The organism is Methylocystis sp. IM3 (genome assembly GCF_038070105.1).
Classification (GTDB): Bacteria; Pseudomonadota; Alphaproteobacteria; order Rhizobiales; family Beijerinckiaceae; genus Methylocystis.
Genome location: NZ_JBBPBZ010000002.1, coordinates 2211743 through 2234368 on the forward strand (window position 1 = coordinate 2211743; position 22626 = coordinate 2234368).

Here is a 22626-nt window from a genome sequence, read left to right on the forward strand (position 1 = left end):
GATAATTCAACTTGCTTTCATTCGACTCAGTCGCTCGATGAAGGGCGCGAGCAAGGGTTTTTTCCCGCGCCGGACAATGGCGCGCCCCATCAGCAACTGCCCAGCGTCGTCAATTGTCTCGATGATCTTGGACCTCGGATCGACTTCGGCGAGCATCTGGCCATTGTTCGCCGCCGCGCCGAACAATCTGGCCTCAAAAGGGATTACGCCCAACGGTTCCATTTCCATTGCCTTCGCGAACTCGCCGAGAGATATCTCGGGGCGGCGCGGCAGCCCAACCATATTGAGGATCAATCGAGGCGGATGGTCGTTGAGCCGCGATGCGTTGAGAGAATCGATCAAGGTTTTCGTGTTTCGAAGATTCGCCAGGTCAGGCGACGCTACGATCACGACGTCGTCACATCCCACCAAGACCCGCCGCGTCCACGCGCACCATTGGTGCGGAACGTCCAGAATGACGCAGGGGGTCGTCGCGCGGAGAATATCGAGCGTTGCGTCGACGGCATGTTCAGAAAGATCATAAGATCGATCGAGCGTGGCGGGCGCAGGCAGGATGCTCAGCGTATCGCTACATCTCGATGCAAGTCTGTCGATAAAATTGGCGTCCAACCGTTCGGGAGAGAAAATTGCTTCAGCGATCCCCTGGGGCGGATCTTGATTGAAATCGAGACCTACGGTCCCGAAGGCCAGGTCCAGATCGACGAGCACCGTCTGAAGCGCAAGCTGGCGAGAGATGGACCATGCGAGGTTATGGCACACTGTCGACGCCCCTACCCCGCCCTTAGCGCCCACGACTGCGATAACGCGCCCCAGCGTTTCGCTGCTCTCACCATTGTAAAGAGCCGATATATGACCGATGAAGTCCAGGATATTCATCGGCGCGACGATGTAATCGCTCACGCCACGATATATTAGCTCCCGATATAGCAGGATGTCATTTTCATGACCGATGACCATCACCTTGGTGCCAGAGTCGCAACACTCGGCCAGAAGCGCAAGCTGCTCGAAGAGCACACTGCGATCCGCGGACGATTCAAGGACAATCAGGTTCGGAGTTGGCGAATTGCGATAGGCTTCTACGGCCGCGGGAACGCCGCCTATATGAACCTTCACATGCGCCTTGATCATTCGACGGTCGTTCGCAGCGCTTTCGACCACCGCCACGACGTCATTCGACTCAAGAAAGCCCTGCACCGAGATTCTAGGTATAGGCGCAATATGAGTCTTCGAATCGTTCCGAGTTTTTGGCACTGCGCACCCGCCCTTAAGACCCGCCGCCGACACTGCTGATTGAGCTGGGCTTCATACGCCAATTCGTGCTTGGATCTTCGCCCATGCGTAATTTGGTGATTGCCCGCATCCGCATCTCGACGTACGACGCCGTCTCGCCCCTGGGGTTCGCCAGATCGCGTGGATCGGCGACCTGGGCCGCCAACGTCGCCTGGTTCGCACAACCGAAATTCCAATACGTTTCGTTTTGCCAACCGTTGACGCTACTCCCGGAGGCAAGATCCTGAGGCCACTCGCCACAGCGATTTGCGACCTTGGCCTTCAATGCCTGGAATGACAGGCGAATGGGCGCTGCGAGCTTGTCATCGACCAATGGATAAGAGCCCATCGCGATCTCACCCCCGAGCCCGACCGATGCAAGCGCGCGCCGGACAGCGTCGGCTCCACTTGCCCAGACCTTTCCCGCCGATCCTCCAGACGGAGTCAAGAGGCTGATCGGACCATGACCGAATTCTCTGTAATGAGCAGCAAACTCCCGGATTCGCCCCATCGTCTCCGAGTCCACTCGACCCCTTTCGACGGAAGGGAAGAGATCGAGCACAAAGGGCGCATCAGTAAGCACCACCGGATGACGGTCACGGTAATCATATGGAGTCACCAGTGGCGGGAGCGCGCGCGGCGCGGCGCACCCGCCCAGGGCTACCGCTCCGATCGCTGCAAGGATAGGGAGTCGACGTGCGCCTAGCGTCTTCGTATCAAGTGTGAACCACATTCGCATGAATCCTCGCGCCGGAGCCTGCTAGTCGTGAATGAAGCCGACGCGGCCCCTGAATTTTTGCATCATCTGCGGATTGCTGCGGGTCGAATAGATGCGGTTGACGCGACCAAGTAACCAACCCTGCGGATCGGAAGCATCAGCAAATCCATCATCCGGACGGGCAACCTCCTGTGGGGAAAGCGACCGCGCGATGTATGGCGTGACAACCACAAGCAGCTCCGTCTCGTTACGCTGATAATCGCGGGATCTGAACAGCGCGCCGAGGACCGGCAGGTTCAAAAGTCCAGGAAGCCCCGAGATGGCCTGGGCGCTTGTCTGGCGGAGCAGCCCCGCTGTCGCGATCGACGCTCCAGACGGCAGTTCCACGGTCGTTTCACTTTTTCGAGACTTGAAACCCGGCACAGTGACGTTGGCGTAGGTGAAGCTGCCCTGCACGTCTACTTCCGTAACCTCCGTCGCCAGATGAAGAGAAATACGCCCCTCAGACAGGACCGTTGGAATGAAATTCAACGAAACGCCATAGGATTTGAACGCGATGCCGGGGGTACAGACCGGCATCGCCCCACCTGAGGAAAACGTACAGGTTCCAGACGAAGGAACTGCAATTTCCCCGCCGACGAGCATTTTCGCCTGTTCTCCCGAGATCGCCGTCACTGTCGGTTCCGCAAGGATGCGCGTAACGCCATATCTCTCGAACGCCTTTAGCGTCGCCCTCGTGTCGTTCTGACCGTTGATCGAGAGCGCGGTATTCGAAACAATAGGATTAACAGCAAATGGGTTCTCGGAGGTGAATTTTCCCCACCCCCCGTTGAGCAGCGTGTCTCCGCCGGCCTGCGCCGAGAAGCCGAGCTGCTTGACAACCTTTCGCTCGATCTCCGCCACGGTCACCTTCAGCATGACCTGATCTTCGCCGCGGATCACAAGCGCGTTGATGACGCCACTGTTGTTCGTATCGCCGGGGGCGCCTCCTTGCGCTACCGAGACGACGCCTCCGGTCGCCGCCGCCGAACGAGAAGCAAAGCCCTTCGCGATGTCGACGGCGCGTTGAGCCTCTCCGGCCGACGCCACCGTACCTGTGAGAATAATAATGTCGTTCACGGTCCGAGCGGCGATGTTCGACCGAGGCAACGCCGCTTTCAGCAGCGGCGCCAATTCCCCGACATCCCGCCCCACGCTTATTTCCAGATTGGCGACTTGCCGACCAGCGGAATCCAGGCCGATGATCGTTGTTTGGCCCGTTTCACCACCGATGATGTAAATTTTGCGCGGCGTGCGAACAACTGCATCCGCCACCTTTGGATTACCGACAACCACCTCGGAAACATTTCTCGGGAGATCGATGATCATCGACTTTCCGACCCCCATCGAAATCCGCTTCGACAGCATCGCGCTGCTTTCAGATTCCACACCCGGTCGATCCGCCACCTCCGACCACGCGTTGCTCACGCACATGGCGCTCAGCGCAAACCCGGTGATTATCTTATGCATACGTCTCATCAGAGGCGTTCCCTGGCGGAAAATCATTTCAGCGTCTCATTTCATCCGGAGGCTAGCAGCGGCCCCTCTCTTCACGATCGTCATCGTCCCATCCTGGAAATCGTCCTCAGCCGTCGGATCTTCGCTGGCTTGCGGCAGCGCGTCCGAGATCGGGCGCAAAATGAGCGTCAGCTGGCCGCTACGCTGAGACAACAAGATGAACTCAGCCTGACGCGGATCGAGTTCGAGCGTCGCCGTTGGACCTGCTGCAACCGCGTCCCCGCTCTTCTTTTCCACGGTCTGCCCTATCGCGAGAACGCGCACATTGGTGAGGAGGACTTCCGACCCGTAAACATCATGACCGCTTTCCTTGGATGCTTCTACGTCCCGGAAGGTCCGCATCACGTCAACACGGTCGTTGGGAAGGATGAAGCCACCCGCAGTGCTGTTCAACGTCACGTCGATGGCGACTGCACGCTTTCCGGCAGGAAGCATCGTCGACATCACCCCTGCGGTTACTCCCTTGACGAGACGCTCTCTGCGCAATGGGTCGCCAGCAGAGAGGGGTATGCGGACATACGACGACTTTACGTCCTGTTCTGCGTCAGGGTTGGCGCTTTTCGTCATAGCGCCGGCGGGAACCGACGCCTTGGGCCAATCGATCCAAGCGATATCCTGTGCGTTCACTTCCGCGCCATAGGACAAGTCGCGCGTCACCACCAGCACCTGATCAAGCGGCAAAGCTGGCGCAGATGGCGCAGGCGTTACGACCGGAGCCGATGGCGTATCGCCGCTCATCATCATGAATGCGACGCCGCCTGAAGCAACGGCGACGCTGATAATTGTAATTTGCGCCCTGTTCATCGGGAATCGTTCCGCACTCTGCAAACGAGAACTGCAGAGGATTTGACCATTGATGTGTCAAATTACAGTTAATTACTCCTTTCTTCTCTTAGATAAGAAACAAGTTGTTTTCTGATATAGGAATTTTGCCTTGGACGACTCTTTTGCAACCTATCTGACGCCGCGAGGAGCCCATCGCTACACAATTAGAGCGGGAATTTTCGAGTGAACTCAGACGCCCGCAAGACCATGCCAAATTGTGCTGTGGGGGTAGAGAAGCATCCCTGCGATTCCCAGCGCGACGCCGTAAGGCATTCGATTTACCGCCTTGTCCGCAAGGCGTCCGAGCAGGCTTACGGATTGGCCTTGATCGGCATGAGTGTGCCAGCGAAGCGAGATGATCGCCATCGCGAGACCACCACCGATGAATGAAAACGCAACGGCGTAGTCCATCAAATTCTCGAACCCGAGCCACAGGGCTGTCGCGGAGGCGAGCTTCGCATCCCCCCCGCCAATAATCCCCATTTCAAAGAGGACGAACGAAATCGCCAGCACGACGAGGCCACAGCACACATGAAGCGTGATGACGAACAAGGGTGTCCCGATCCAGGCGGACAGCGCGAAATAAAGCAAGATAAGAACGAGTGAAATCATATTTGGGATCGTCAACGTCAGAAGATCGGAAAATGCTGCAAAGACCATCAGAGCAGGGAAAAGCACGAGCGCGATATTTTCCATGACGAGTCGATCCTCGAGGTTGAAGCGGCCAGATGAGCGCCGGCGTCTTATTCCAGTCTGTCCGTTGGTCATTCACTATCATTAAACGCGCAGGCGCCGCTCTATGGGCTCCACAAATACGAGCGGCCCCGTTCCCGGGGCCGCAATGCACACGCTGTTCGAAGGCGTCAGGAAAGGTTGCCCGTCACATTGGCGAAGGTCGACGAGAGCTTGGTCCCGAGAGCCCTGGATGCAGCGACAATCGCGATGCCGATCAAAGAGGCAATAAGGCCATACTCGATCGCCGTCGCGCCCGACTCGTTCTTCAGGAAACGGGAAAAGAAGTGCTTCATGGTTGTGCTCCGAATAAGTTGACATTCGCCGAACCGATTCCGCGGGTCTTGGTTCCGCGAACAAGCGAAAGCTAGGCCTTGAATCTTTCAAACTCGTTTATAAAAACAGGACTCCGAATCTTTTTCGCGCCAGCCGAAACTCCTTCGCAATCAAGGATTGAATTTCTAGACGCATTACCGCTCAAATATCTGCATACATCCTGGAAGATATTACCGGGGAACGCGATTTTAGTTTTCTCCAAGCGTTGGAGTTTCGTTTCAGTCTTCTTTCACCTTTCATTGTTTCAGTCCGCTGGATTTTCGTCGCGAATGATGCGTGGGAGCAATGCGCATCTGTTCGTGTTCCGGGAAACGGGCGCCCGTTGGCGCGACATGGTGACCTGCATGTCTTTTCGTTCGTATTTCACACGCGTCGCGCCACTCGCGGCGCTTCTCGTGTCCTCTGTTGCAACAGTTCGCGCCGACGAGCGAACAATCCGAGTCGAGGTGGACCATGCTCGTATCGTAAAAGTGCCGGAAGGGGCGCAGACGCTCGTGGTCGGCAATCCTCTCATCGCGGATGTCACCATGCTGAAAGCCAATCACCTGATGGTGGTGACAGGTAAGGGCTTCGGGTCGACCAATCTCGTCGTCCTCGATCGAAGCGGCTCGCAGGTGGGCGAGTCAATCATTACGGTCGTTCCGGCGGAAGACAAGGTTGTCGTGCAGCGTGGCGCGCATCGCGAGTCGCTCTCGTGTCAACCGAACTGTGCTCGCGCCATCGATCTTGCCGATGACGTTCAATATATGCGGAATGCAATCGAGGGCGCCAAAGCCTATGAGGGTGCAACATCCACGCGCAAATAGCGACGTGGCGCGTAAACGCGTAGTCATAACGTTTTGAAGGACGACGATAACGGGACTGAAACCACTCGTCCGCCTACTATAATTGAACGTCTTGCGTCAGGCTCTCGCATTTGTGGTTGTGTGGATCGGGACTCGCATAGAATGCTCTCAAGACTTCCCCCCGCTCGTTTCTCCCTGTCTCAAAGGCTTTCGGCGCGAGCCCGAGCCTTCACTAGCGACAAGGATGGCGCTACTGCGGTCGAATTCGCAATGATCATGGTTCCGTTTTTTGGCCTCATCGGCGGAACAATCGAAATGGGGATGGCCTATTTTCGTACAGCACAATTGCAGGTTGCCGTCGAAACCGCGAGTCGCAGCATTCTCACAAACAGGCTCGTTGGGACTATCAGTCCCTCTAATTTCGTTAAACAGAAACTCTGCACCTGGAAGTCCACCGGGAAAGTGGAGCCCGGCACCCTTGGTCGTATGTTCGACTGCGACAAGGTCTATGTCTCCATCGATGCGCCGGACTGGTGGGACCCGAACGATATCAACGATTCGACGGTTCCGAACCAGTCCATACCCCTGACCTTGCCTGACGCTGGCGAAATCGCGGTCGTGAAAGTGTTTTACCCGGTTCGCCCGATGATCAGCATGCTTGGTTTGACCGCTGCGGGCGACATCAAGAAGATCACACCCAAATTGCAGGCGTTTCTCGGCAGCCAGAATGTCTATGTGTTGACCGCCGTAACGGCGTTCCGCGTGGAGCCGGACCTATGAGACGAGGTCGCCCCACGCAGCGGCTTCCGTTTATCCGTCGATCGATCTGGCGGAGAAACAAGCGCGGGATCCGCGCCATGCGCTTCACGCGCGATGAGAACGGCATTGCGGCGGTCGAATTTGCACTGATCCTGCCGCTCTTTCTGATGTTCTATCTGGGACTGGTCGAAGTGTCGCGTGGCATGCGCGTGAGCCAGAAGCTCGACCAGATTGTTCGTACGCTCGGGGATCTCGCAGCCCAGAAAATCGGTGGCGGGCAGAATCCGGGACAAGCTGCCATACTGGAATGGGAGTGGCGACAACTTTTCAGCGCCGGGAATGCGCTGATCGCGCCGCTGTCCTTCTGGCAACTCGGAATGACGATTTCAGAGGTAAAGATTTCGCCGAAAGCGGGCGGCGGCTACAAGGCGATGGTTCAGTGGACAGAAACGGTCAGGGGCCTCCATCGTCCCTGCGACGTCGCTCTGACGCCGTCGACCATCCTTTCCCCAAACAATATCGAACCGGCCTATCTGAACGGGACCAATCCACCGACTTACATCATCATCGCGGACGTGACGTACACATATTCTCCAGGGATCAATTTCGAGATGTTCAAGTGGCGCAATGCGCCGACCTGGACTTTCAGGCGCACCTTCTATTCGCCGATCCGTAACACTTACGATCCGCCGCATATTCAGCATTTCGGCGTGCAGACGACCCAGAACAACTGCATCTTCCCCCTTCTCTGACCGCGGCGCCGAAAAGGCGCCGCGGATCGCTCAGATGGTCTGATTATAAGCGCCCACCTCAGGATTCTCGCGCAGGATGGCGTCCAGCGCGGCGAACATCTCGCGCATACGCGCCTGAGACGCCGGGCTTTCGACAACGACAACCAGCTCGGGCTTGTTCGACGAGGCTCGCACCAGTCCCCATGTTCCGTCTTCGACGGTGACGCGTACTCCGTTGACCGTCACAACGCTGCGTATGGGTTGGCCGATGAGCGTTTCGCCGCGGGCCTTCATACCCTCGATGTGAGCGACAACCCTCTTCACTACCTGGTATTTCTTCTCGTCGTCGCAATGCGGCGACATTGTCGGCGATCCCCAGGTCTTCGGGAGTGCGGCGTAAAGATCCGCCATGCTCTTTCCAGGGTTGCGGTCGAGCATCTCGAGGATATGAACAGCTGTCAGAAGACCGTCGTCGTATCCGCGACCGATCGGGGCGTTGAAAAAGAAATGTCCTGATTTCTCGAATCCCGCGAGGGCGCCGAGATCGTTGACGCGTCGCTTGATGTAGGAATGGCCGGTCTTCCAATATTCCGTATGCACATGTCTTCCAATGAGCTCCGGGTCTGTCGCGAAAAGACCAGTGGATTTCACATCGACGACGAATTTTGCGCCGGGATAGACTTTCGAGAGGTCGCGCGCGAGCATCACGCCGATCTTGTCGGCGAAAATCTCCTCGCCATGATTGTCGACGACTCCGCAGCGGTCGCCGTCGCCATCGAATCCAAGGCCCACATCCGCGCCCGTCTCCCGCACCTTGTGCGCAATCGCGTGCAGCATGTGCAGATCTTCGGGATTGGGATTATAGCGCGGGAAAGTGTAGTCAGGCTCGGCGTCGAGCGGGATCACTTCGCAGCCCAGTCGCTCGAGCATCTGCGGCGCGAAGGCGCCCGCGGTGCCGTTGCCACAGGCGGCGACCACCTTCAGCTTTCGTGAGAAGTTCGGCCGGCGCGTCAGATCATCGAGATAACGCGCGCTGAAGTTCTCGATATAGCGATAGGAGCCGCCGCCTGCGGCCCGGAACTTGCCGGAGAGCACAATCTCCTTGAGCCGGCCCATCTCTTCCGGCCCGAACGTCACCGGGCGCTGTGCGCCCATCTTCACGCCGGTCCAGCCATTGTCGTTGTGCGAGGCGGTCACCATCGCCACGGCGGCCGCGTCGAGTTCGAACTGCGCAAAATAGGCCATGGGCGACAGCGCGAGCCCGATGTCCCGCACGCGCACGCCGGAGGCCATCAGGCCCGCGATCAGCGCGAGCTTGATGGAGGCGGAATAGGAGCGATAATCGTGGCCGGTCACGAGGTCGGGCGCGACGCCCATCTCGTGAATCAGCGTGCCGAGACCCATGCCGAGCGCCTGCACGCCCATCAGATTGAGCTCTGGGCCGAACAGCCAACGCGCGTCATATTCGCGAAAGCCTGTGGGCTTCACCAGGGGCTTCTGCTCATATTCGAATGTATTCGGAGTGAGGGCGGAGACAGGCTTGGGCAGCATGGAATGTCCTTGGCGCTCGAAACGGCGCCTGTCATCTACACCGTCGCGGCGGACACGGCAAAACGGCCATCCCTGGTTGTGGCAACACGGGGAAGCGCTGGTTGTTCCAAGGACTGCCGCAGACGGATAAGGGGCGACGCCGCTGCCCTCGACGCCGCCCCCTGTCTCCAGAGACAAAGGGATATTCTGCGCAAATGATTTCGTGGCCGTTAATGAAGTGAGTCCAATTCCTACGCTTGTCGTCAAATGTCGTACAAGTGCGCGAAAGACGGCGAAGCTACCCTGCGTTGACTGCGCTCAGGCTGAGCGCGGCTTTGCGCGCGTGGTCGGCGCCGCGCGCGCGGGATCGTCCGGCCAGAGGTGACGCGGATAGCGGCCCTTCATCTCCTTTTTCACCTCGTTCCAGGACCCCGCCCAGAAGCTCGGCAGATCGCGGGTCGTCTGGATGGGGCGATGCGCGGGCGAGAGAAGTTCGAGCGTCAAGGGCGCCCGCCCGCGCGCGAGCGTCGGATGTTGAGCGAGGCCGTAAAGCTCCTGCACGCGCACCGAGAGGAGCGGGCCATTGGGCGCGGCGTAATCGAGCGCGTGACGGGAACCCGCGGGCGTTTCGAAATGCGAAGGCGCCTCGACGTCGAGGCGGCGCGTCAGCTCGTAGGGCAAGAGGCCGGCGAGCGCGGCGTCGAGATCGCCGGGCGTTAGGCTGTCGAGGGATGCGCGGCCGATGATGAAAGGCGCGAGCCATTCCTCGGCCGCCGAGGCCAAAGCCGCATCGGAGAGGTCCGGCCATTCCTCGCCCTCGGCGCGGCGCAGGAAGGCGACGCGATCACGCAGCTGCGCCTGCCCCTTCGTCCAGGGCAGGCGCGCGATTCCGAGCTGCGCGATTCCGCGCGCCAGCGCCCGCGCGCTCTCCTCGTCCGGCTCGACCGGAAGGTTCTGCTCGCCGAGACGGATCGCGCCGAGGCGGCGAAATCGCCGACGCCTCAAGCTGGCGCTTCCGGGATCGAAAACCGTCTCGTCGCGCGTCTCGATCCGGCCGGCGCCGACCTCCTCCACCTCCTCGGCGCCAAGCGCGCAGGCGGCGAGAATGCGGGCCTGTGCGGCGCGGCCGGTGAGTTCGGCGACCGCGAGGAAGGGTGCGCGCGACAGCGGATCCTCGACCGGCAGGCTCGCGGCGCGGCCGTTGGCCATGAGAAAATCGCCTTTGGCGCCGCGCGACTTGGCGATACGGTCCGGGAACGCCAGCGCGATGAGCGCGCCGTCGGAGAGCTCCGACCCTCCTTGAGTCGACGGCGCAGCCGATCTGGCCAGCCGCGCCCAATTGCCCGCAAGGCGCCGCGCGTCGCGGCCGCGCTTCGAGCCGTCGCCTTGCAGGCGCGCGAGCCTGTGCGAAAGATCGGCGTCATTGCCCGCGAGCCCCCGCTCCGAGAGCAGCATCGCGAGTTCCGCGGCCCGCTCGGCCTCGCCGTGGCGCGCGGCTTCGAGGATCATGCGGGCGAGACGCGGCGGCAGCGGCAAGGCGCGCAACGCCTTGCCCTGATCGGTAAGGCGTCCGTCGGCATCAAGCGCGCCGAGATCGCGGTCGAGCGCCACGGCCTCCTTCCAGGCCGGCGCGGGCGGCGGATCGAGCCATCCGAGCTGGCCGGGATCATTCACGCCCCAGGCCGCGAGATCGAGCGCGAGGCCGGCAAGGTCGGCGGCAAGGATTTCGGGCGCCGCGAAGGCGGGGAGCGCGGCGGTCTGGGGCTCGTCCCATAGCCGGTAGCAGACGCCGGGCTCGGTGCGGCCGGCGCGGCCGCGGCGCTGATCGACGCTGGCGCGGGCGGCGCGGACGGTCTCCAGCCGGGAGAGGCCGAGGTCCGGCTCGTAGAGCTGCACGCGCGACAGACCCGAGTCGATCACGATGCGCACGCCCTCGATGGTGAGCGAGGTTTCGGCGATGGAGGTGGCGAGGACGACCTTGCGGCGCCCCGCCGGCGCGGGAGAGATGGCGCGATCCTGTTCCCCGCGCTCGAGGGCGCCATAAAGCGGCGCGATGTCGACGCCATCGAGCCGCGCGTCGGCGAGGCGCGCGGCGACGCGCGTGATTTCCCCCTGCCCCGGCAGGAACGCGAGAATCGAGCCTTTCTCCTCGCGCAGCGCGCGCAGGACGGCGCGGGTCACGGCGTCCTCTATGCGCTCATGGGCGTCGCGGCCCAGATAGCGGGTCTCCACATCGAAGGCGCGGCCCTCGCTGACGATCATCCGGGCGCCTCCCATCAGCGCCGCGACCCGCGCGCCGTCGAGCGTCGCCGACATGGCGACGAGCCGCAGATCGTCTCTCAGGCCGGACTGAGCGTCGAGCGCCAGCGCAAGGCCGAGATCGGCGTCGAGCGAGCGCTCGTGATATTCGTCGAAGAGAACCGCCGCGACGCCCTCCAGCGCCGGATCGTCGAGAATCATGCGGGCGAAGACGCCCTCGGTCACGACCTCGATGCGCGTGCGCGCCGAGACCCTGGATTCGAGCCGCATGCGCAGGCCGATGGTTTCGCCCAGCTGTTCGCCGAGCGTCGCCGCCATGCGACTGGCGGCGGCGCGCGCGGCGAGCCGGCGGGGCTCCAGCAGAATGAGCTTGCGGCCCCTGGTCCAGGCCGCGTCGAGAAGCGCGAGCGGCGCGCGCGTGGTCTTGCCGGCGCCGGGCGGCGCGACGATCACGAGATTGGGCGATTCCGCCAGCGCCGCCACAATGTCCGGCAGCACGGCGTCGATGGGCAAAGCGTCTTGCGGGCGTGTCAACTCAGGGCTCTTCACAGCAAAAGGCGCCCCCTCCGGGGAGGGAGCGCCTCTCATTATCAGCCTTTGAGCCGTTACGCCGCCTGCTGGATCCCCGAGAGCTTCCAGCCCTGAGGGCCGGCGCCCGCCGGGCGGCGGAAGGTCCAGACCTCGGTCGCCTCCGACGGGCCCTGAGAGCCCGGCGCGGGCTTGCCCGTCGAGCGGTCCACCATCTCGTCGTTGAGCGCGAAGCGCATGGCGACGGTGGCGTATTCGTCCGAGCCCTCGCGCCAGGCCTCCGAGAGATCGCCTTGCAGGAGCTTCACATCCGTGACTCGGTTGACCAGGCCCTTGCGGCGGTTGGCGTCCAGCTCCTCATCGAAATGCCGCACCATCTCCGGCGTCGCCACGGCGCGCAGCGCGCCCATGTCCTCGCGGCTGTAGGCGGCCTGCGACTCGCTAAGCAGGCGCTCGAAGGCGTTGAAGTCCTCGGGCGCGACGCGGATCGGCGTCGTCGCCGGGCGCTGCCGGCCCGGACCGCCGCCGCCGAAGCCGAACGGCGCTCCGCCGAGGCCGCCCCCGCCCGCGCGGCCGCCAAAGGGCGCGCCGCCCGTGAAGGAGAAGGTCGAGCCCTGCGGACCGACGCCCGCCGGCGCATTGCGCCGCTGCCACCAGGCGAAGGCCATGCGCGCCAGGAAGACGATCAGGGCGATCTGCATCAGGAAGCCGATGACGGACATGAAGCCGCCGATGCCGCCGAAAAAGCCGTTGCCGGTCAGCATGCCGAACAGGCCGGCGCCGAGCAGACCGCCCGCGAGACCGCCGAGCAGGCCGCGTCCGAAGGAGGAGCCGCCATAGGCGGGGCTGTTCCAGCCCGGCTGCTGCTGGCCCATGCCGTAGCCCGGCCGCGCCGTGTCGCTACGTTCGAAGGGCGAGGCCGTTCCCGGCGCGGTGCGGGTCGACGGCGGCGCGGACCACGTCCGCGAGCCCCGGCTGCCGAAGCTGCCGCCCCCGCCCATACGCGCCTCGGCAATGGCCGGCGCCAGCGCGAGCAGAGCCGCAAGACACAATGAAATCAGCGATCCGCGCTTTTGCGCAAGAAACCGCAACATCTGCACATCCTCTTTTACGGGGAGCGAGGCTCCCCATCGAGGAAAGAATATAGGGACGCCCCGACCCGGCTGCAAAGACCGGGTCGCGACGGAAGCGGCGAGGATTTGGCGCGGGCGCTCGCCAGATGTTAGGAAACCCGCTCCTGATCAGCGTAAGAGGCGCCCCGCTAAAGCCATGCGTCCCTATCTCGACCTGCTCGACAAAATTCTGCGCGAGGGCGTCCGAAAGGAGGACCGCACGGGCACGGGCGCCCTCTCCATCTTCGGGCATCAGATGCGCTTCGATCTCGCTTCGGGCTTTCCGCTCGTGACGACAAAGCGGGTACATGTAAAATCGGTCATCCACGAATTACTGTGGTTTCTCAAGGGCGAAACAAATATCGCCTACCTTCGGGAAAACGGCGTCACGATCTGGGACGAATGGGCCGACGGAAACGGCGACCTCGGGCCAGTCTATGGCGCCCAGTGGCGCGCCTGGCCGGCGCCGTCCGGCGAGGTCATCGACCAGATCGCCTGGCTCGTGGACGAGATCAGACGCAACCCCTTCTCACGCCGGCTGATCGTCACCGCCTGGAACCCGGCGGAGATCGACAGAATGGCGCTCCCGCCGTGCCACTGCCTGTTTCAATTCCACGTCGCCGAAGTCGATGGAAAAAAACGCCTGTCCTGCCAGCTTTATCAGCGCTCGGCCGATGTCTTCCTCGGGGTTCCCTTCAACATCGCAAGCTACGCCCTCCTCACCCATATGGTGGCGCAGGCGACAGGCTGCGTCGCGGGGGATTTCATCCACAGTTTCGGCGACGCGCATCTTTACCTGAATCACCTGGAGCAGGCGCGGCTGCAACTGACCCGCGCGCCGAGGCCCCTGCCCCGACTGAGGCTAAACCCGGCCGTCAACTCGCTTTTCGACTTCCGCTACGAGGACATCTCGGTCGAGGGTTACGACCCCTGGCCAGCGATCTCCGCTCCCATCTCTGTCTGAAGGAGACACATGAAACCGAAGCTCGTGGTGGTCGTGGCGCGCGCGCAGAATGGAGTAATCGGGGTCGGCAATGGCCTGCCGTGGCGGCTCTCGACCGATCTGAAACGCTACAAGGCGCGCACTTGGGGCCGACCCATGATCATGGGTCGGCGCACATGGGACTCGATTGGCCGGCCCCTCCCCGGCCGCGAGAGCGTGGTCGTCACGCGTCGGCCGGACTTCGCCGCGCCCGGCGCCCACGTGGCGCGCAGCATCGACGAATCGCTCGAACTCGCCCGCCGAATCGCTCGGGAGATGGGATCGGACGAGATCATTGTGGCTGGCGGGGCGGAAATTTACCGGGCGCTACTCGACCAGACCGCGATAATTGAACTGACCGAGGTCGACCTCGACCTTCCCGGCGACGCCCATTTTCCCGCCCTGCACCCCGCGGAATGGGAGGAAATCGCCCGCGACGCCCCGCCGCGCGGGGAAAAAGACGAAGCCGACTTTGCGTTCGTGACCCTGCTCAGGCGAGACTTGCGCAAGGCGTAAAATCTCGCGCAAGGCATAAAAATATCGACCAGAGACCAGTTGCGGGGACGCCTCTCAATGGCTATAAGGCCCCTCAACAGCGGCCGACACGGCCGCCGGTTCGGAGTGTAGCGCAGCCTGGTAGCGCACCTCGTTCGGGACGAGGGGGTCGGAGGTTCGAATCCTCTCACTCCGACCAAAGTTTTCGATCAGCCGCCTTCTCCGAGAGAGATTTATCGGCGCGATCCCTCCCGCTTTTTTACCGTGCCTCGCGATTCGCGTAGCATCCACCTGCTCCGGCTGTAGATTTCCCTATGCGACAGCTTCCTGGCCCCAATGGGCCGGCTGTCTGCGATTGGGAGGTGCAGATGAATTTCAGAACGCTTGTCGCCTCGGCTGTTTTGAGCGCCGGGCTCGTTCTTGCCTTGGCGCCAGGGGCCGCTCGGGCGATGCCGCTCCAGAAGATCGCCGGCGTGGACGCGCCCATCGAGAAGGTTTGGGGCGGCTGCGGCCCTTATGGACATCGCGGCCCATGGGGCGGCTGCCGGCGTGGAGGACAATGGGGCGGCTGGGGCTGGCGCAGGCCGTATTGGCGCCGCTGGTAATCTCGCGCCCGCCCGCCGATTTCGCGCCTTCGTAGCAAATCTATGTATAGTGAACGGACGGCGCCGCGCGGGACTCGCGGCGGCCGTCCAACTTAATTGCCCTCGAGCTGCAAAGGTTGGCGCGATGAAAGCCGATGTGGGCGCGATCTCGGTCGTTTTGAACGAAGGCGCGGACGGCTCCGGCTCCCTCTCGGGGGCGACCTTTGTCGTCAAGGAGAATATCGACGTCGCGGGCCAGGTCTCGACGAACGGCCATCCGCAATGGGCGGCGACGCATCCGCCAGCGCGCGCCAACGCCGTCGTCGTCGACAGGCTGCTCGGCGCCGGCGCGCGCCTCGTCGGCAAGGCGCATATGGACGAGATGGCCTACAGCCTGATGGGCGCCAATCCACATTACGGCACGCCGATCAATCCGGCGGACCCGGACCGTCACCCCGGCGGCTCGTCCTCCGGCTCCGCCGTGGCTGTCGCCGCCGCCCTCGTGAATTTCGCCATTGGCACCGATACGGCGGGCTCCTGCCGCGCGCCCGCCGCGTTTTGCGGCGTTTTCGGATTCCGCTCGTCCCATGGCGCCATTCCGATGGAGGGCGTCATCCCGCTGGCGCCCTCTCTGGACGTGATCGGCTGGTTCGCGCGCGACCTCGACCGCATGAGAAACGTCGGCGACGCGCTGCTGCCGCCGGACGCGGACGATCGCGGCTATGACGAAGCCGTCCTGCTCAGTGACGCGTTCCACGGCGTCGAGACGGCCTTCGCCACGACCGCCGCCCCGGCGGTCGACATGCTCAAGGGCGGGCGCTGGCGCGAGGGGCGCCTCGACGAGGAGTTCTTCAAGACGGCGCTCGCGCATTTTCGCAATCTCCAGGCGCATGAGGCCTGGGCCTCGCACGGCGGCTGGATCACGGCGCAACATCCGACCTTCGGCAAGGGCGTGGAAGAGCGTTTCGCCATCGCCTCCAAGGTGACGGCAGATCAGAAGAAAGCCGCCCTCGCCTTTCGTGAGGAGACGCGCGGCCGTATCGACGCCCTGCTTGGAGAGACGGGCTTCCTCGTGATGCCGACGACGCCGTTCCGCGCGCCGCTGCTCACCGAGAGCGAAGAGCAGCTCGACGCAAGGCGCTACCAGATGTTCCGGCTGTTCCTGATTGCGAGCTATTTCGGTCTGCCGCAGATCAGCCTGCCATTGCCATCGAGCGAGGCCCCTGTCGCCCTCTCCTTCGTCGGCCGAAAGGGAACCGACCGCCAATTGATCGCGTTGGCCCAGCGGTTTTGCGCGCGGATGAAAAAGTAAGGCTCAGCCGCCGGCGACGGGCGCGCGCCCGAGAAGCTCTCTGATGCGCGCGGTCAGCCTGTCCCGCACGTCCCGATAGGCGGAAAGAATGGCGTCCCGCGACCCTTGCGCGACAGTCGCGTCGGGCGTCGGCCAATAGACGACATCGACGGCCATGGCGCGGGTGAATTCGAGCGTCTTGTGATGCGCTTCTGGCGACAGCGTGATGATGAGGTCGAAATTCGAGTCTTCGAGATCCTCGAAGGTCTGCGGCCGGTGCCGGCTCATGTCGACGCCGATCTCCTCCATGGCCGCGACAGCGAAGGGATCGGGCTCGCCGCGTTTCAGCCCGGCGGAAGCAAAGTAGATTTCGCGCCCGAAGTAATGCCGCGCGATCGCTTCCGCCATGGGCGAGCGCACCGTATTCATCGTGCAGGCGAAGAGTATTGATTGCGGTCGCGTCATCGCCGAGGCTTGTCTGGCGCCGAGGGGGCTGGCCCGCTGTCAAGATGGCCATGAGTTCGCAAATACAAAGGCCGGTCAGCCCTTCCAGTGCAGCGCCGTGATCAGTGTGAACAGGCGCCGCGCCGTGTCGGCGTCCGTCTCGATCTTGCCCTTGAGACGCTCGGCAAGAAGCAGGGCCCCCTCGTTGTGAAGGCCGCGCCGGCCCATGTCGATCGCCTCGATGCGGCTCGGCGTCGCCGTTCGTATCGCGGCGTAGTAGCTTTCGCAGATCAGAAAATAATCCTTCAGAATGCGCCTGAAGGGGGTCAGCGACAAAATATGCGTGATGATGACGACGCCGGCGCTGTCCTTGATCTCGAAGACGAGCCGCGCGTCGACAAGCGAAATATGCAGCGCGTAAGGACCGGCTTCATGGCCGACGAGGGCGAAGCTGTTGTCCTCGATGAGGTCGTAGACCGCGATGGCGCGCTCATGTTCCTGGTCGGCCGAGCCACGCCCGATCGAATTCTCGTCGAGCGTGACCGAAATCAGGCGATTCTGCGCGGCTGCGTCCACCCTAGGCCCCGAGCGAATTGAGCCGGATCGAAACGGAGCGCGCATGCGCCTGGAGGCCCTCGGCGTCGCCCAGCGTCACCGCCGCGGCGCCGATGGCGCGCAGCGAGTCGGCGTCGCATTTTAGGATGGAGGTGCGCTTCACGAAATCGAGTACGCTCAGGCCGGAGGAGAAGCGCGCCGAGCGCGCGGTCGGCAGCACGTGATTGCTGCCGCCGACATAATCGCCGACGGCCTCCGGCGTATAGGCGCCGATGAAGATCGCGCCGGCGTTGGAGACGCGCGCCGCGAGCTCCTCGGCGTCCTCGCTGATGATTTCGAGATGCTCGGCCGCGATGCGATTGGCGAGCGGCAGGGAGTCCGAGAGTTTCTCGACGAGAATCACCGCGCCATAGTCACGCCAGGAGGCGCCGGCGATCTCGTGGCGCGAGAGGGTCGAAAGGTGACGCTCGACCGCCGCGACGGTGGCGTCGGCGATCTCGGCGCTGTCAGTGATCAGGATGGATTGCGCCGACTCGTCGTGCTCCGCCTGCGCGAGAAGATCGGCGGCGATCCAGTCGGGGTTCGCGGTCTTGTCGGCGAGCACCAGCACCTCGGAAGGGCCGGCGATCATGTCGATGCCGACCTGGCCGAAGACGCGGCGCTTGGCGGCCGCGACCCAGGCGTTGCCGGGGCCGACGATCTTGGCGACAGGCGCGATCGTCTTCGTTCCATAGGCCAGAGCCGCCACGGCCTGCGCCCCGCCGACGCGGTAGATCTCATCGATGCCGGAACGCCGCGCGGCGGCGAGCACCAGCGGCTCGACATGGCCGCCGGGCGTCGGCACGACCATCACGATGCGCTTCACGCCCGCGACCTTCGCCGGCACGACATTCATCAGCACGGAGGACGGATAGGCCGCCGTGCCGCCCGGCACGTAGAGACCGACGGAGTCGAGCGGCGACCAGCGCCAGCCGAGTTCGACGCCCGCCGCGTCGCGGTAGCGCAGATCCTGCGGCTTCTGCTTCTCGTGGAAGGCGGTGATGCGCTCGAGCGCGAGATCGAGCGCCGCGACCTGCTCCTTCGAGCACTTGGATTCCGCCGACGTCACCTCGGCTGCGCTGACGGCGATGCCGGTCTGCGCGAGGTCGATCCGGTCGAACCGCTTGGAATAATCGATCAGCGCCTCGTCGCCGCGCGCGACAACATCCTCGATGATGGCGCGAACGGTCGCGTCGACATCCTGGGACGACTCCCGCTTCATGGCGAGCAGAGCCACGAACTGCTGCTCGAAGTCAGGGGCGGCGGCGTCCAAACGCAGGGTCATTTCCATCTCCAACCGGGTTTTCCCGGTTGTCATGACCTTGCCGAAGCGCCTTCGTCAAGTTTGATGAAGCCCGGGGGTCCGACCTCCCCGCGGGAAGCCTGTCTTCAGGGCGCGCCCGCCTCGCGGACGTTGAGTTCGTGGGTGGGTCGGGCCGCCGTTTTCCAGCGTGGCCCGATGTCGCACAGCTGAGCCTCGACGCATTCGACATCGAGGCAGATCGCGGCGCCGCCTGCGAAGGTCAGGCGAACAACGCCTCCCGGAGCCTCTGGACCCGGCTCGAAGGTGACGGCGAGAAGCTCGAGAATGGCGTCGGGCTCGTCGCGGGAGACGCGCGCGCATCGCACCCGCTGCACGCCCTCGAAATGCAGCCCGGCCCGGCAGCGTTCGAGCCGCCCTTCCATTTCGGCCGCCCAATCGAAGCGCGAGCCCACGAGCGCAAAGCGGCGCTTGCCCGGCAAATAGGCGATGTCGCCGACGCGCACCAGCGCGTCCTGCACATGAGCGGAAAGGAGCGCGAGGTCTTCGCTGTCGAGCGCATGCAAGCGCAGCGCCGGCGTCGAGGCGCTGTTATCGAGCGGTGTGGCGGCCATGCTGATCCTCCCTGCGCCGGATATGGCGAGGGACGCGAGGCGACGCAAGTGCGCATCGTCTCGCGGCGCCAGACACGCCGGGACGACGGCCGCCTCACCGGCGCTTCATGCGGTCTTCTGCGCCTCCGCGCAGCCTTTGCTCATCGCCTCGCGGCCGGCTGCGGCGATCTCCTCCGGAGTCATGTCGCGGACATGCGTGGCGATGGACCACTCATGGCCGAAGGGATCGACGACGATTCCATATCGATCGCCCCAGAACATGTCGGCGACGGGCATCTTCACCGTGGCGCCAGCCGCCACAGCCTGCGCGAAAACCTCATCGACATTCGGCACGGCGACGTGGATCGTCACGGGCGTCCCCTTGAGCGCCCTGGGGCCGAGCGCGCCCCACTCCGGCATTTCATCGACCAACATGAGCATCGAGTCGCCGATCCTGACGCTCGCGTGCATCAGCCGGCCGTCCGGCCCCGGCAGACGCATCAGCTCCGTCGCGCCGAAGGCCTTCTTGTAGAATTCGATCGCCTCGGCGGCGCCGGCGCAGACAATGTGAGGCGTCAGCGTATGCGCGCCCTCCGGGACCGGCTTCACCTTCTCGCCCATGTTGTCCTCCTTCGTAGAAGTCAGCGGATTTTACGAAGCGATTCGCGAAGCGCGTCGCTATCCATTTGTGCGAGCTCCTGCTCCAGAGCCGCATGAGTCGCGCGCCAGATCGGGACCGCCTGCTCGAGGGCGGCGCGCCCGTCGTCGGTGAGCGACACGCGCCGCGCGCGCTTGTCCTTCTCATGGATGGCGACCCGCACGAGCCCGCGCCTCTCCAGCGATTTGAGCGCGGCCGTCAGCGTCGTGCGGTCCATGGCGAGAAAGTCGGCAAGCCTGCCGACGGTCGGCGCCTGCGGGGCGTTCAGCGCCATCATCAGCGAAAACTGCCCATTGGTGAGTCCGACCGGCGCAAAGGCCCAGTCGAAGCGCCGCGCAAGCTGACGCGCCGCCCTTTGCGTCGCGAGGCAGAGGCAAGCGTCTCGAATCTCATGGACGACCTCGAGGGGAAGCGACTTTGACATGGCGTATATAGGTTGATATCAACATTTATGGATTTCGTCCAGAGGAAGGAAACGGCCGATGCATGCAAAAGTGCGGACCTGCCTGGCTTTTCGCGATCAGGCCGAGGAAGCGGCCCGCTTTTACGTCTCGCTCCTGCCCGGTTCGGAACTCGAGACCGTCTTTCGGCCGAACCCCGGCGAGCCGGCGCTGACGGCCCTCTTCACCCTCGCAGGTACGCCCTATCAGGCGCTGAACATGGGCGATTACGTCACGCTGAACGACGCCGTCTCGATCTCGGTGATGACCAAGGATCAGGAAGAAACCGACCGGCTTTGGGCGGCGCTGCTCGCTGACGGCGGCGCCGAGAATCGATGCGGCTGGCTGAAAGACCGTTTCGGCCTCTCCTGGCAGATCGTGCCCGAAGTCCTGCCGCGCCTGCTGACGGCGGAGGACCGCGCCGCCGCCGGGCGCGCAATGCAGGCGATGCTCGGCATGGTCAAGCTCGACATCGCCGGGCTGGAAGCCGCCTTCAAGGGATGAAGGCGGCGTCAGGACACGTCGATTTCCGTATCAATCACATGTTCGAGCGGCGTTCCCTCGGCGGTCAGCGTCATGCGCAATTTCAACTTGCCGCCGTTGACCTTGTGCTCGCGCACGACGCGCTCGATCTCCCGCTGGGAGGTGACGCCCACCTCCTTGAGGAACTTGCGAACCGCCATGTTGAACGCGTCTTCGTCCATCGCCCGTCTCCCACTCTCACGAATGGGTAGCTAGCGCGCGAGGGCGAGAGCGACAGTCAGTCCTGGAAGGGGTTGTGAACCAGGATCGTGTCGTCGCGCTCGGGGCTCGTCGAGAGCAGCGCCACCGGCGCGCCGATCAGCTCCTCGATGCGGCGGACATATTTGATCGCCTGCGCCGGCAGTTCCGCCCAGCTGCGGGCGCCGCTCGTTGTCTCCTGCCAGCCGGGGAAGCTCTCGTAAACGGGCGTCACCCGCGCCTGCGCGGATTGCGACGCCGGCAGCCGGTCGATCTGTTTTCCATCCAGCATGTAATGGGTGCAGATCTTGATCTCGTCGAAGCCGTCGAGAATGTCGAGCTTCGTCAGCGCAATGCCATTGATGCCGGAGGTCTTCACCGCCTGCCGCGTGAGCACGGCGTCGAACCAGCCGCAGCGGCGCCGGCGCCCCGTATTGGTGCCGAACTCATGGCCCCTGTCGCCGATCAGTTCGCCGATGGCGTCGTGGAGTTCCGTCGGAAACGGCCCGCCGCCGACGCGGGTCGTGTAAGCCTTGGCGATCCCGAGAACATAGCCGATGGCGCCCGGCCCGAGGCCCGAGCCGCTCGCCGCCGAGGCGGCGACCGTGTTGGAGGATGTCACATAGGGATAAGTGCCGTGGTCAACATCGAGCAGAACGCCCTGCGCGCCCTCGAAAAGGATGCGCTTGCCGGCGCGACGCTGTTCGTCCAGCAGATCCCAGACCGCGTCCATGAAGGGCAGGATTTTCGGCGCGATGGACAGAAGCTCCTCGCGGAGCGCCGCCGGATCGACCGGCGGCAGGCCGAGCCCGCGGCGCAGCGGGTCGTGATGAGCGAGCGCCCGGGCGATCTTGTCGTCGAGCGTATCGGGCTCGGCGAGGTCCATCAGGCGGATCGAGCGGCGGCCGACCTTGTCCTCGTAAGCCGGACCGATGCCGCGCTTGGTGGTGCCGATCTTGGCGCCGCCCCCGGCCGCGTCCTCGCGATGGGCGTCGAGCTCGCGATGAAGCGAGAGGATCAGCGGCGCGTTCTCGGCGACCTTGAAATTCTGCGGCGTAATTTCGACGCCCTGCCCCCGCAGCCGGTCGATCTCGCCGACGAGAAAATGCGGATCGACCACGACGCCATTGCCGATAACGGAGAGCTTGCCCGGCCGCACGATGCCGGAAGGCAGCAGCGCGAGCTTGTAGGTCGTGCTGTCGATGACGAGCGTATGGCCCGCGTTGTGGCCGCCCTGGAAGCGCACGACGACATCCGCCTCCAGCGAGAGCCAGTCGACGATCTTGCCCTTGCCCTCGTCGCCCCACTGGGCGCCGACCACCGCTACATTCGCCATGATGCTTCTTCGCGCTGTCCGAAACGACAAAAAGCCCCGCGCGGTAACGCGAAGGGCTCGTTACGGGCGGGGTTTACCGCAGGATGG

General features: G+C 63.4%; 25 protein-coding genes and 1 tRNA gene. 9 read left to right on the top strand and 17 right to left on the bottom strand.

What is annotated here, in order from left to right; translation table 11 throughout:
* Positions 1–6: 6 nt before the first annotated feature.
* The 6 genes from WOC76_RS12795 to WOC76_RS12820 all read right to left on the bottom strand — a co-directional run bounded on the left by WOC76_RS12795 (position 7) and on the right by WOC76_RS12820 (position 5397).
* Entirely contained in the window at positions 7–1194 is a 1188-nt protein-coding gene (locus tag WOC76_RS12795) for an AAA family ATPase (protein ID WP_341388581.1), read from the bottom strand.
* A gap of 70 nt (positions 1195–1264) precedes the next feature.
* On the bottom strand, positions 1265–2002 hold the full coding sequence (locus WOC76_RS12800; protein WP_341106418.1) for a CpaD family pilus assembly protein: 738 nt from the start codon (positions 2000–2002) through the stop codon (positions 1265–1267).
* Positions 2003–2029: 27 nt separating this feature from the next.
* The gene (locus tag WOC76_RS12805) at positions 2030–3532 is read right to left on the bottom strand and encodes a type II and III secretion system protein family protein (protein WP_341431438.1); all 1503 of its coding nucleotides are present in this window, start codon (positions 3530–3532) and stop codon (positions 2030–2032) included.
* 9 nt (positions 3533–3541) lie between these two features.
* Complete coding sequence (cpaB, locus tag WOC76_RS12810) at positions 3542–4348, bottom strand: Flp pilus assembly protein CpaB (RefSeq protein WP_341106413.1); 807 nt, start codon at positions 4346–4348, stop codon at positions 3542–3544.
* Between the two features lie 210 nt (positions 4349–4558).
* Positions 4559–5065: an A24 family peptidase gene (locus WOC76_RS12815; protein ID WP_341388586.1), complete on the bottom strand. Its 507-nt coding sequence runs from the start codon at positions 5063–5065 to the stop codon at positions 4559–4561.
* A 167-nt stretch (positions 5066–5232) separates the two neighbouring features.
* The gene (locus WOC76_RS12820; protein WP_341106409.1) at positions 5233–5397 is read right to left on the bottom strand and encodes a Flp family type IVb pilin; all 165 of its coding nucleotides are present in this window, start codon (positions 5395–5397) and stop codon (positions 5233–5235) included.
* Positions 5398–5475: 78 nt separating this feature from the next.
* Between WOC76_RS12820 and WOC76_RS12825 the strand changes: the two genes are divergently transcribed.
* The 3 genes from WOC76_RS12825 to WOC76_RS12835 all read left to right on the top strand — a co-directional run bounded on the left by WOC76_RS12825 (position 5476) and on the right by WOC76_RS12835 (position 7733).
* Complete coding sequence (locus WOC76_RS12825; RefSeq protein ID WP_341106408.1) at positions 5476–6243, top strand: pilus assembly protein N-terminal domain-containing protein; 768 nt, start codon at positions 5476–5478, stop codon at positions 6241–6243.
* Between the two features lie 141 nt (positions 6244–6384).
* Positions 6385–7002 (top strand): TadE/TadG family type IV pilus assembly protein, encoded by a 618-nt coding sequence (locus WOC76_RS12830; protein WP_341388589.1) that lies wholly within the window; start codon positions 6385–6387, stop codon positions 7000–7002.
* A gap of 77 nt (positions 7003–7079) precedes the next feature.
* Positions 7080–7733 carry a TadE/TadG family type IV pilus assembly protein gene (locus tag WOC76_RS12835; RefSeq protein ID WP_341388591.1) on the top strand — a complete coding sequence of 218 codons (654 nt, stop codon included), beginning with the start codon at positions 7080–7082 and terminating at the stop codon, positions 7731–7733.
* 30 nt (positions 7734–7763) lie between these two features.
* Here WOC76_RS12835 and WOC76_RS12840 read toward each other — a convergent pair whose 3' ends face one another.
* The 3 genes from WOC76_RS12840 to WOC76_RS12850 form a co-directional block, all read right to left on the bottom strand.
* Positions 7764–9263: a phosphomannomutase/phosphoglucomutase gene (locus tag WOC76_RS12840; protein ID WP_341106402.1), complete on the bottom strand. Its 1500-nt coding sequence runs from the start codon at positions 9261–9263 to the stop codon at positions 7764–7766.
* A 297-nt stretch (positions 9264–9560) separates the two neighbouring features.
* The gene (gene hrpB, locus WOC76_RS12845; protein WP_341106400.1) at positions 9561–12035 is read right to left on the bottom strand and encodes an ATP-dependent helicase HrpB; all 2475 of its coding nucleotides are present in this window, start codon (positions 12033–12035) and stop codon (positions 9561–9563) included.
* A 71-nt stretch (positions 12036–12106) separates the two neighbouring features.
* Positions 12107–13123 (bottom strand): Tim44 domain-containing protein, encoded by a 1017-nt coding sequence (locus WOC76_RS12850; RefSeq protein WP_341106398.1) that lies wholly within the window; start codon positions 13121–13123, stop codon positions 12107–12109.
* 175 nt (positions 13124–13298) lie between these two features.
* Between WOC76_RS12850 and WOC76_RS12855 the strand changes: the two genes are divergently transcribed.
* The 5 genes from WOC76_RS12855 (at position 13299) to WOC76_RS12875 (ending at position 16514) form a co-directional block, all read left to right on the top strand.
* The gene (locus WOC76_RS12855) at positions 13299–14105 is read left to right on the top strand and encodes a thymidylate synthase (RefSeq protein WP_341106396.1); all 807 of its coding nucleotides are present in this window, start codon (positions 13299–13301) and stop codon (positions 14103–14105) included.
* Positions 14106–14114: 9 nt separating this feature from the next.
* Complete coding sequence (locus WOC76_RS12860) at positions 14115–14639, top strand: dihydrofolate reductase (protein WP_341106394.1); 525 nt, start codon at positions 14115–14117, stop codon at positions 14637–14639.
* Positions 14640–14740: 101 nt separating this feature from the next.
* Positions 14741–14817, top strand: a tRNA-Pro gene (locus WOC76_RS12865).
* Positions 14818–14986: 169 nt separating this feature from the next.
* Positions 14987–15223, top strand: a complete 237-nt coding sequence (locus WOC76_RS12870; protein WP_341106392.1) for a GCG_CRPN prefix-to-repeats domain-containing protein — start codon at positions 14987–14989, stop codon at positions 15221–15223.
* A 124-nt stretch (positions 15224–15347) separates the two neighbouring features.
* Positions 15348–16514, top strand: coding sequence for an amidase (locus tag WOC76_RS12875; protein WP_341106391.1), 1167 nt, complete (start codon positions 15348–15350; stop codon positions 16512–16514).
* A gap of 3 nt (positions 16515–16517) precedes the next feature.
* On the opposite strand, the gene WOC76_RS12880 is transcribed toward WOC76_RS12875, so the two are convergent.
* The 6 genes from WOC76_RS12880 to WOC76_RS12905 form a co-directional block, all read right to left on the bottom strand.
* Entirely contained in the window at positions 16518–16958 is a 441-nt protein-coding gene (locus WOC76_RS12880; protein ID WP_341106390.1) for an arsenate-mycothiol transferase ArsC, read from the bottom strand.
* A gap of 75 nt (positions 16959–17033) precedes the next feature.
* On the bottom strand, positions 17034–17558 hold the full coding sequence (locus tag WOC76_RS12885) for a UPF0262 family protein (RefSeq protein WP_341106387.1): 525 nt from the start codon (positions 17556–17558) through the stop codon (positions 17034–17036).
* On the bottom strand, positions 17515–18816 hold the full coding sequence (gene hisD / locus WOC76_RS12890) for a histidinol dehydrogenase (protein ID WP_341106385.1): 1302 nt from the start codon (positions 18814–18816) through the stop codon (positions 17515–17517). The genes WOC76_RS12885 and hisD overlap by 44 nt, the downstream gene beginning before the upstream one ends.
* Positions 18817–18920: 104 nt before the next feature.
* Positions 18921–19406, bottom strand: coding sequence for a DUF2948 family protein (locus tag WOC76_RS12895; protein ID WP_341106384.1), 486 nt, complete (start codon positions 19404–19406; stop codon positions 18921–18923).
* Positions 19407–19511: 105 nt separating this feature from the next.
* A complete protein-coding gene (locus WOC76_RS12900) occupies positions 19512–20006 on the bottom strand; it encodes a VOC family protein (RefSeq protein ID WP_341106383.1) in 495 nt (164 codons plus the stop codon).
* A 20-nt stretch (positions 20007–20026) separates the two neighbouring features.
* Entirely contained in the window at positions 20027–20467 is a 441-nt protein-coding gene (locus WOC76_RS12905) for a MarR family winged helix-turn-helix transcriptional regulator (RefSeq protein WP_341106382.1), read from the bottom strand.
* A 58-nt stretch (positions 20468–20525) separates the two neighbouring features.
* Here WOC76_RS12905 and WOC76_RS12910 point away from each other — a divergent pair, with 58 nt between their 5' ends.
* Positions 20526–20987: a VOC family protein gene (locus WOC76_RS12910; RefSeq protein WP_341106380.1), complete on the top strand. Its 462-nt coding sequence runs from the start codon at positions 20526–20528 to the stop codon at positions 20985–20987.
* An 8-nt stretch (positions 20988–20995) separates the two neighbouring features.
* On the opposite strand, the gene WOC76_RS12915 is transcribed toward WOC76_RS12910, so the two are convergent.
* Together WOC76_RS12915 and WOC76_RS12920 are read right to left on the bottom strand one after the other, a co-directional pair.
* Complete coding sequence (locus WOC76_RS12915) at positions 20996–21187, bottom strand: DUF6494 family protein (RefSeq protein WP_341106378.1); 192 nt, start codon at positions 21185–21187, stop codon at positions 20996–20998.
* Positions 21188–21243: 56 nt separating this feature from the next.
* Positions 21244–22539, bottom strand: coding sequence for an adenylosuccinate synthase (locus tag WOC76_RS12920; protein ID WP_341431439.1), 1296 nt, complete (start codon positions 22537–22539; stop codon positions 21244–21246).
* Positions 22540–22626 lie beyond the last annotated feature (87 nt).